Here is a 9,754-nt window from a genome sequence, read left to right as displayed (position 1 = left end):
GTCTTGCGTTCGCCTGAGCGGTTGCCCTACTCCTTCGCCGACCTGATGGCGGCCAAGGGCTCGTCGTTCTACGGGTTGCTCCGCGACACCGCTCCCGACGCCCTGCCGCGGCCGGACGGGGTGGTGGACGCGCCGCACGGCACCACGATCCTGGCGCTGCACTTCCGCGACGGCGTGGTGATGGCGGGCGACCGCCGCGCCACCTCCGGCAACCTCATCGCGCAGCGCAACCTGCGCAAGCTCGAACCGGCCGACAGCCACTCGTGCGTCGCCTTCGCGGGCACCGTCGGCCACGGCCTGGACCTGGTGCGGCTGTTCCAGTTGGAGCTGCGGCACTACGAGAAGATCGAGGGCGTCGAGCTGAGCTTCCCCGCGAAGGTCAACCGCCTGTCCGCGATGGTGCGCGGCAACCTCGACAAGGCGTTGCAGGGCATGGCCGCGGTGCCGCTGTTCGCCGGCTGGGACGAGGCCGAGGAGCGGGGTCGGATCTTCACCTTCGACATCGCCGGCGCGCCCGCCGAGGAGGACGACTTCGGCGGCACGGGCTCGGGCTGGCACTTCGCCAAGGGCTCGCTCAAGAAGCTGCACCGCCGGGACCTGACCCGGGACGAGGCGGTCGGCGCGGCGCTGCGGGCGCTGTTCGACGCGGCGGACGACGACGCGGCCACCGGCGGTCCCGACCTCGGGCGCCGCATCTACCCGACCGTCGCGGTCGTCACGGCCGAGGGCTACGACGAGGTCGCCGAGGAGGAGCTGGCCGGCCTCGCGTCCCGCCTGGCCCCCTGACCCGGACCCGCGCGGCTAAAAGAATTCACACCACTTTTAGCAATGCGCAATGCGGTCCGGTCGGCCATTTGTCCGTGCGAAACATTTTCGTCGCACCTTGACGCCGTGGAATCCGTCCTCCACAGTCTGAGGAATGCGACCGTCATTCGCGGCAGTGGCTCCCGGGCCCATGCGGCTCTTTTCGGTCGTCGAATTGTCCGCGTTGACGTGATCGTCGTTCCCCCGGCGGGGCGGGCGGTGGACCACTCGGCGCGAGCGGTCGTTCGCACGCCGCCCGCGCCGCGGTTCTCCCCACCTCGACGAAGAGGAGCACGCCCATGGCCGGATCAGGCCACCACCCGCCCACCGCCGTCCCCCGAGCCCGCGGGCGCCGCCTGGCCGGTGCCGCCGCCGTCGTCGCCGTGCTGCTCGGCGGCCTGGTGGCGGCACTCGGCTCGACGCCGGCATCGGCCGCCACCGTCGACACGACCGCGTGGTACGTGCTGGTCAACCGCAACAGCGGCAAGGCGCTGGACGTCTACAACTTCGCCACCAACGACGGTGCCCGCATCACCCAGTGGACCCGTGCCGACGGCACCAACCAGCAGTGGCAGTTCGTGGATTCGGGCAACGGTTATTACCGGGTGAAGTCCCGGTTGTCGGGGAAGGTCCTGGACGTCCACAACTACTCCACCGCCGATGGCGGCGCGATCGTGCAGTGGACCGACAACAACAGCGCCAATCAGCAGTTCCGGCTGGCCGACTCCGACAGCGGCTACGTGCGCCTGGTCAACCGCAACAGCAACAAGGCGGTCGAGGTCCAGGGCGCGGCGACCAACGACGGCGGCAACATCGTCCAGTACAGCGACTGGGGCGGTCCCAACCAGCAGTGGCAGCTCGTCCGCGTCGGCGGCGGGAACCCCACCACCACGACCACGACGACCACGACGACCACGTCACCCCAGCCGGGTGGCCGTCCCATGGTCGAGAACAACTTCCCGGTCACCCGCGAGGGCGCGTACGGCGACAACCGCTTCACCGTGTTCCGCCCGTCGAACCCGCAGGCCCTCGGCCGACCGCTGCCCGTGCTGGCCTTCGGCAACGGCGCCTGCGCGCACACCAACAACAGCGAGGTCACGCAACTGCTGACCGCCGTCGCGTCGAAGGGCTTCGCCGTGGTGGACATCGGCTCCGCCAACGGCTCGTCCAACGGCCTGCCCAGCGGTTCCCCCATCCCCTCGCTGCTGACCGACGCCCTCACCTGGGCCGAGCGGGAGCAGAACCGCTCCGGTGCGCCGCTGCAGCAGCGCCTCGACCTGAGCCGGATGGCCACCGCGGGCCACTCGTGCGGCGGCCTGGAGGCCCTCGTCGCGGCCCAGGACCAGCGGGTGGACGCCGTGGTCTCGCTGAACAGCGGCTTCTTCGCCGACGGCTCGTTCGGCTACCCGCGCTCCGAGGTCCGCAAGCTCCACACCCCGGCCCTGTTCATGGACGGCGGCTCCTCCGACGTCGCCTACGCCAACAACCAGGCCACCTACGACCTGGCCACCGTCCCCTCCGTGCTGGCCCGCCACCCGCAGGCCGGGCACGGCGGCTTCATCACCGGCTACCAGATGAACGACGGCGTGACCACGGTCGTGCAGTTCCTGGACATGGTCCTGAACGGCAACCGGACGGCCCGCGACTACATCCTCGAACCGTCCGGGCTGGCGTCCAGGGCGCCTTGGACGGTGGCCCGGAAGAACTTCTGACCGCGGGAGCGGCCCGTGTCCCCCGTGCGAGCTACCCGCGAGTGTCCACCGCGCGGTGACGACCCCGGGCCGCCCGATCCCTAGCGTTCCCCCGTGTCGCGGCACTCCGGCCGCGGCACGGGGGAAGGGTCGTCATGAGATTGGTGAAGCAGCTCCTGGTCGTCGCCGCGATCGCGCTGGTCGGCAGCCAGGGCGTCGCCGCGGTGGGGGAGAACCCCTGGCTCACGCTGGTGATCGGGATCGCGACGGCGGTGCTCGCGGTGCTCGCCTACGCGTGGGTGGTGCGGCGGACCGAACGCCGGGAGCCCCGGGAGGTGGGCCGGGGCGGTGCGGTCGCCGCCGTCGGCCGCGGGGCGCTGATCGGCGTGGCGATGTGCGGCGCCGTGATGGCCGGCATCGCCTGGCTCGGCGACTACGAGATCGACGGCCTGGGCTCCGCCACGGGCGCGGTGGGGCTGTTCGGCTTCATGGCCGCCGCCGCCGTGACGGAGGAGCTGATCTTCCGGGGCGTGCTGTTCCGGATCGTCGAGGAGCGCACCGGCACGTGGGTCGCGCTGGCGCTGACCGGCGTGGTGTTCGGCGCGTCGCACCTGTTCAACCCGCACGCCGGCATGTGGGGCGCGATCGCGATCGCGATCGAGGCGGGTTTCCTGCTCGCCGCCGCCTACGCCGCCACCCGCACCCTGTGGGTGCCGATCGGGCTGCACTTCGGCTGGAACTTCGCCCTGGCGGGCGTCTTCGGCGCCGGGGTCTCGGGCAACGACGCGGCCGAGGGCCTGCTGGACGCCACCGCCTCGGGCCCCGACCCGATCACCGGCGGCGCGTTCGGGCCCGAGGGGAGCCTGTGCGCGGTGGCGGCCGGCGTGCTGCTGACGGCCGCCTTCCTGTGGCTGGCCCACCGCCGCGGTCACATCGTCCCGCGTCGTCGGCAGCAGGAGGACCGGCCTCAGGAAAATTTCTCTCTCCAGAGCGAACGTTGACCACGTCGCCGCTGACGCGCCAGTATGGGTAGCTCCAAGTGCTCTTCTGGGAGCGCTCCCGGTCCGCAACACTGTCGTTCTGGATCGAGAACATTTCGGCCAGGGTGGCATGATCCGAAGGAGGATCTGCCCATGCGCGCTCAGCAGCGGTTCCCATGGCGGGTGGCGGTCACGGCGGTGCTGGCGCTGGCCGCCGCCGCCCTGTCCGCGCCCGCCGCGCTGGCGGCCCCCGACGCCGGTCCGGCGGTGAAGGTCAACCAGGTGGCCTACGTGCCCGGACTGCCGAAGCGGGCCACCGTGGTCAACGACTCGGGGTCGCCCGTGGCGTGGGCGTTGCGCGACGCCTCGGGGGCGACCGCGGCCTCGGGGTGGACGAGCGTGCGCGGCCCGGACCCGTTGTCCGGCGACAACGTGCACGTCGCGGACTTCTCGTCGTTCGACCGGCGGGGCAGGGGGTACGTGCTGTCGGTGGCGGGTGCGGACAGCGCCCCGTTCGACATCTCCGCCGAGCCGCTCAAGCGCCTGCGGTACGACGCCCTGGCGTTCTTCCACCACCAGCGCAGCGGCACGCCGATCCAGGCGCGGTACGTCGGCGACCGGTACGCGCGGCCCGCCGGGCACCTCAACGTCGCGCCGAACCGGGGCGACGACGGCGTGCCGTGCCGGGTGTCGTGCGGCTACACCTCCGACGTGCGGGGCGGCTGGTACGACGCGGGCGACCACGGCAAGTACGGCGTGAACACCGGCATCGCCGCGTGGCAGCTGATCAACGAGTACGAGCGCACCCTGCACGTGCGCGGCGCGGACCGGGCGGCCCTGGGCGACGGCAGGCTGGCGATCCCCGAGCGCGGCAACGGCGTGCCCGACATCCTCGACGAGGCCAGGTGGGGCGTCGAGTTCCTGATGAGGATGCAGGTCCCCGAGGGCCGCGCGGACGCGGGCATGGTGCGGCACAAGGTCAGCGACGAGAACTGGACCGGCCTGCCGATGCGCCCCGACCAGGACCCCCAGCCCCGCCTGCTGTCGGCCGTCACGACCGCCGCGACGCTGAACCTGGCCGCCGTCGCCGCGCAGGCCGCGCGGGTGTGGAAGACCGTCGACGCGGGCTTCGCCTCCCGCGCCCTGGCCGCCGCGCGGCGCGCCTACGCCGCGGCCAAGGCCGACCCGACGCGCTACGCCGACCCCGACGACGGCAACGGCGGCGGCACGTACGTCGACAACAACGTCACCGACGAGTTCTACTGGGCCGCGGCGGAGCTGTTCACCACCACGGGGTCGAGCGCCTACCGCGCCGACGTGACCGGGTCGCCGCTGTTCCGCGGCAAGGGCTTCGACCAGGGCGGCTTCGACTGGTGGTGGACCGCGGGCCTGGGTGACACGACGTTGGCGCTGGTGCCCAACGGGCTGCCCGCCGCCGACGTGGCCGCCACCCGCGCCGCGTTCGCCGCCCACGGCGACCGGTTGCTCGCCCAGGCGTCGACGCAGGGCTACCCGGCTCCGGCCGCCGGCTACTACTGGGGTTCCAACGGCGTGGTCGCCAACGGCGCCAACGTGCTGGCGCTGGCGCACGACTTCACCGGGCGGGCCGAGTACCGGGCGGGCGTGTACCAGGCGCTGGACTACCTGTTCGGGCGCAACCCGTTCAACCACTCCTACGTGACCGGCTACGGCGAGCGCGCCACCCGCAACTCCCACCACCGGTTCTGGGCCAACCAGCTCGACCCGTCGCTGCCGACCCCGCCCGCGGGGCTGCTGGCGGGCGGCCCCAACGCCGACCTCCAGGACCCGGTCGCCCAGGAGCGGCTGGCGGGCTGCAAGCCCCAGAAGTGCTACCTGGACGACATCAACGCCTGGTCGGTCAACGAGGTGGCGCTGAACTGGAACTCCGCGCTGGCGTGGCTGTCGGCGTGGGCGGCGGAGAAGGCCTGACCCGGCCGGCCCGCGGGCACGACCGCCCCGTCACGGCGGCGGCGCGGTGCTGCCCCGGACGACGAGCTTCGTCGGCAGCTCGACGCGGTCGTTGTCCGGCTCACCGCCCGCCGCCAGGGTCAGCAGCATCCCGGCGGCCTCCGCGCCCATCCGCCGCAGCGGCTGCCGCACGGTGGTCAGCGGGGGGTCGGACCACTGGGTGAACGCCAGGTCGTCGAAACCGACGACGCTCAGGTCCCGGGGCACGCGCAACCCGGCCTCGCGGGCGGCCTCGCAGACACCCAGGGCCTGCAGGTCGTTGGCGGCGAAGACGGCGGTGGGCCGGTCGGGCAGGCGCAGCAGCTCGCGGGCGGCGGCGCGGCCGCCGTCGTGGTAGAGGGGCGCGGTCCGCACGAGCTTGCGGTCCTGCGGCACGCCGGCCGCGTCGAGGGCCGCGCGGTAGCCGTCGAGGCGGGCCCGGCAGCACAGGAACTCCGACGGGCCGTTGACCATGGCGATGCGGCGGTGGCCGAGCCCGACCAGGTGGCGGGTGGCGACCAGGCCGCCGTTCCAGTTCGTCGCGCCCACCGACGGGATCGAATGGGTCGGCTCGCCGGTGGGGTCCAGTGCGACCAGCGGGATGGCGCGGCTGCCGAGCTGGGCCAACTGCGCCTCGCTGAACTCCGCGGAGACCGCGATGACGCCGACCGGCCGGCGGGCCAGCATCTGCCGCGCCCAGGCGCTCTCCGGCGTGTGGCCGCCCTGCATCTCCGTCAGCGTCACCGCCAGCCCGTTCGGGCGGATCGCCTCCTCGACGCCGCGGATGATCTCCAGCGCCCACAGGCTGTCCAAGGACTGGAAGACCACCTCGACGATCGGGACCGCCTCGGCCTTCTCGTTCTTCTGGAAGCCGTGCTCGCGGATCAGCTCCTCGATGCGCCTGCGCGTGCCGTCGGAGACGCCGGGCCGCCCGTGGATCACCTTCGACACGGTCGAGGCGGACACCCCGGCCAGGTCCGCGATCCGGGAAACCCGCACCTCACCGCCCGCGCGCCCATCCACAGCCACGGACGGCAGCCTACGCGAACCGGGGGTGGGCCGATCATGAGCCGACGGCGCCGGTCGTCAGCGGCCGGGCAGGCGGTCCAGGTAGGTGAGCACCGCGAGGACGCGCCGGTTGTCCGCCGGGGTGTCGGGCAGGTCGAGCTTGGCGAGCACGCGCTGGACGTGCGTGCCGACCGTGTTGAGCGAGACGAAGAGGCGCTCGGCGATGCCCCGGTCCGTGAGCCCCTGCGCCATCAGCGCGAGCACTTCGCGTTCGCGGCGGGTGAGCGCCCCGAGCCGGGCGCCGAGCGCCTCGTCCACCACGGTCGGGTCGATCACGACCTCCCCCGCGCGGAGGCGGGCGAGCGTCGTCTCCAGTTGCGCGGCGTCGAGCAGGTGGTCCTTGAGGACGTAGCCGCAGGCGCGCGAGCCGGTGAGTTCGAGCAGCGCGGTGGCGTAGCCCGGTTCGGCGTACTGGGACAGCAGCAGCAGCGGCAGGTCGGGGTGCGCGCGGCGCAGCGCGCGCGTCAGCTCCAGCCCCTCGTCGGTGAAGGTCGGCGGCATCTTGATGTCCAGGACGACGACGTCCGGCGCGGTGGCGCGGACCAGTTCCCCGACGCGACCGGGTTCCTCGGCCACGGCGACGACGGCGTGCCCCCGCGCGGACAGCAGCCGCGCGAGTCCTTCCCGGATCAGCCACGAGTCGTCCACGAGGATCAGTCGCACGACAGCTCCACTCGCAGTCGGGTGCCGGTGGGCTCGACGTCGGTCACGGACAGCGTGCCGTCGAACGCGGCCGCCCGGTCGGCCAGCCCGCGCAACCCGCTGCCGCGCTCGGGATCGGCGCCACCGACCCCGTCGTCGACCACGTCCACGCGCAACACCGGTCCGCGCCGGGCGAGCAGCACGTGCGCCCGCCCCGCCCGCGCGTGCTTGACCACGTTGGCCAGCGCCTCGCTGACCACGAAGTAGGCCGCCGTCTCCACCGGCGGGGGCAGGCGGCCGGGCAGCGCGTCGTCCACGGTCACGGGGATCGGTTGGCGGCGGACCAGGGCGCGGACGGCGGCGGACAGCCCCTGCTCGGTCAACGCGGCCGGGTGGATGCCGCGCGCCAGTTCGCGCAACCCGGTGATCGCGCCGGCCAGCTCCCGCTGGGCTTCCTCCAGCGCCTCGTTGACCGCGCGGTCCGCCGGGTCGAGCTGCTGCTGGAGCAGCCGCAGGGCGATGCCGACGGCGAGGATCCGCTGCTGCGCGCCGTCGTGCAGGTCGCGTTCCAGCCGCCGCCGTTCCGCCGCGGCGGCCTCGACGATGCGCCGCCGCGACGCCCGGACCTCGACGAGCTGTCGTCGCACGGTGGCGTGCAGGCGGGCGTTGTCCAGCGCGAGGCGGGTCGCGGCGGAGGCCGCCGCCAGCAGCCGCTGCTCGTCGTTCAACGCCGGGTCGTGCAGCACCAGGCCGATCGGAGGGGTGCCGCCGATGGGCAGCACGGCCTGGTCGCCGCCGATCGCGACGTGGTCGCCGTCCTCGTCCACGCACCGGTCGCCCTGGGGGAACGCGAGCCGCAGCGTCGGGTCGCGCAACGCCTTGCGCAGCGCGGGTTGCAGCCCGCCGATGGGCGCGTGCTCGATCGCGCGCACGTAGTCCGCCACCGAGCCGTACCGCAGCCGTTCGCGCAGCAGGCCCAGCAGGAAGGCGCCGGGCATGGTGAGGACGGCGAGGTAGGGGAGCGCGTCCGACACCGCGCTGCCCGCGGGCTCCGCGTTCAGCGCGGCCAGGGCCGTCGTCAGCACGAACAGCGTGATCATGACGAAACCGCAGACCAGGGGGTAGGCGAGCGTCCGGCGCCTGCCGGGGCTGGCCCGCCTGACCTTGAGCCACATCAGCGCGAGGTAGGTCACGGCGAAGGCGAGCCAGCCGGCGTTGATCGTCGTGGACGAGCCGCCGCCGGCGAAACCCGCTTCCGGCGACGCCCCGGTCCACGGCCGCGAGGTGATGGTGTCAACGGTGTGCGCGGCGTCGAGGGCGCCGACCACCGCGCCGTAGCCGTAGAGGGCGGCGATGAACCGGCGCGGCACCGCGTCGCGCAGCCGACCCTCGGGGTAGGACAGCAACAGGTGCGCGAACACGACGACCTGGAACGGCTGCGCGGCGCGGGCCACGACGAGGTCGACCGCGGCCCACGCCCGCGTCGTCTCGATCACGAAGCCCGCCGGGGCGTCGAGCAGCAGGACCAGGCCGAGCACCTGCGTCAGCAGGCCGAACCGCCGGTCCGGCCGGATCACGACCGCGAGCACGCCCACGCCGGCCCACACCAGCGGCGAGCCGATCTCCCACGCGTACCGGGCGGCGGGTTGCCTGCCGGCGGTCGCGACGAGCACCACGTCCACGACCGCCACCGCGGCCGACGCGGTCGACAGCGCCCACGTGAGGACGAACGGCCGGCGCATCAGCCCTCCCCGAGGAGGGCCACGAGCCCTTCGACGGTGAACTCGGCCTTGCCGAGGAAACCTCGCACCAGCACCAGGTCCGAGAAGTCCCGGAAGTCCTCCCGCTGCCTGCTGGACACCAGCACGACCGCCGGCCGCACCGGTCCCGCCTCCAGCCGCCTCGCGACCTCGAACCCGTCGAAGTCCGGGAGGAGCACGTCGAGCAGCACCAGGTCCGGCACGCTGCCCGCGACGAGCGCGAGCGCCTCGCGCCCCGTGCCGGCCTCGCCCACGACGTCAAACCCGCCGGTCCGCAGCAGCCGCGCGACCAGCCGCCGGTACGAGACCTGGTCGTCGACCACGAGCACGCGCAGCATGCCCACACCATCCGGCAACGATGGATCGTGCGCGAGACCGCGGGCCGAACATCACGGATCCCCACGACCTGCGCACGCCGGCAGGATGCCGGCACACCCGCCGCCGGCCCAACCGCGCGCACCCACGACCACCCCAACGGCCGCACCGCCGCACCCGGTCGCACCCCGTCGCACGCTTCCGGGCATCCCGGGTTTCCGTGACGCGCCGCGGCCCACCGCCGGCAGAGACTGGCCCTGCCCGCCGAAGGCGGACCACCGATGCCCGATCGGAGGAACCGACCATGGACGACCACGACCACGACCACGACGCCGGCGACGGCGGTCGGCGCGCGACGGGCCGGCTCCGGTGGGGTCCCTGATCCCGGCGGGCCCGAGCGCGCCGCCGAGGACGATCGCCGCGGTCGTGGCCGCGCTGCCCGTGGCGGTCGTGCTGCTCGCGGCCGGCAGCCACGCGGCGGCCGCGCAGGACTGGTTCGTGAGGTCGAGCAACCAGGCCGTCGAGG

Annotated in this window: 8 protein-coding genes; 4 read left to right on the top strand and 4 right to left on the bottom strand. The window is 73.6% G+C overall.

Features of this window, described 5'->3' with window-relative positions; genetic code table 11:
- Positions 1-3 precede the first annotated feature (3 nt).
- From prcB to ACFV4N_RS10795, 4 genes are all read left to right on the top strand, one after another.
- A complete protein-coding gene (prcB, locus tag ACFV4N_RS10810) occupies positions 4-786 on the top strand; it encodes a proteasome subunit beta (RefSeq protein WP_499672279.1) in 783 nt (260 codons plus the stop codon).
- 317 nt (positions 787-1,103) lie between these two features.
- On the top strand, positions 1,104-2,516 hold the full coding sequence (locus ACFV4N_RS10805; RefSeq protein WP_499672278.1) for an RICIN domain-containing protein: 1,413 nt from the start codon (positions 1,104-1,106) through the stop codon (positions 2,514-2,516).
- 134 nt (positions 2,517-2,650) lie between these two features.
- Positions 2,651-3,496, top strand: a complete 846-nt coding sequence (locus tag ACFV4N_RS10800; protein WP_499672277.1) for a CPBP family intramembrane glutamic endopeptidase — start codon at positions 2,651-2,653, stop codon at positions 3,494-3,496.
- 132 nt (positions 3,497-3,628) lie between these two features.
- The gene (locus tag ACFV4N_RS10795) at positions 3,629-5,425 is read left to right on the top strand and encodes a glycoside hydrolase family 9 protein (protein ID WP_499672276.1); all 1,797 of its coding nucleotides are present in this window, start codon (positions 3,629-3,631) and stop codon (positions 5,423-5,425) included.
- 30 nt (positions 5,426-5,455) lie between these two features.
- Here the strand turns inward: ACFV4N_RS10795 and ACFV4N_RS10790 are convergent, their stop codons facing one another.
- From ACFV4N_RS10790 to ACFV4N_RS10775, 4 genes are read right to left on the bottom strand one after another with little or no spacing between them, the layout of a single operon-like run.
- Entirely contained in the window at positions 5,456-6,472 is a 1,017-nt protein-coding gene (locus ACFV4N_RS10790; RefSeq protein ID WP_499672275.1) for a LacI family DNA-binding transcriptional regulator, read from the bottom strand.
- A gap of 57 nt (positions 6,473-6,529) precedes the next feature.
- Positions 6,530-7,174: a response regulator gene (locus ACFV4N_RS10785; protein ID WP_499672274.1), complete on the bottom strand. Its 645-nt coding sequence runs from the start codon at positions 7,172-7,174 to the stop codon at positions 6,530-6,532.
- Positions 7,165-8,895, bottom strand: a complete 1,731-nt coding sequence (locus ACFV4N_RS10780) for a histidine kinase (RefSeq protein ID WP_499672273.1) — start codon at positions 8,893-8,895, stop codon at positions 7,165-7,167. Before ACFV4N_RS10780 ends, ACFV4N_RS10785 begins: the two co-directional genes overlap by 10 nt.
- Entirely contained in the window at positions 8,895-9,251 is a 357-nt protein-coding gene (locus tag ACFV4N_RS10775; protein ID WP_499672272.1) for a response regulator, read from the bottom strand. Before ACFV4N_RS10775 ends, ACFV4N_RS10780 begins: the two co-directional genes overlap by 1 nt.
- Between the last annotated feature and the right edge of the window lie 503 nt (positions 9,252-9,754).

The sequence above is a fragment of the Actinosynnema sp. NPDC059797 genome, assembly GCF_042732085.1.
In the GTDB taxonomy this organism is placed as follows: Bacteria; Actinomycetota; Actinomycetes; order Mycobacteriales; family Pseudonocardiaceae; genus Actinosynnema.
Note: the sequence above shows the minus strand (reverse complement) of the source record. Positions and strands in the feature narration are given on the sequence as shown.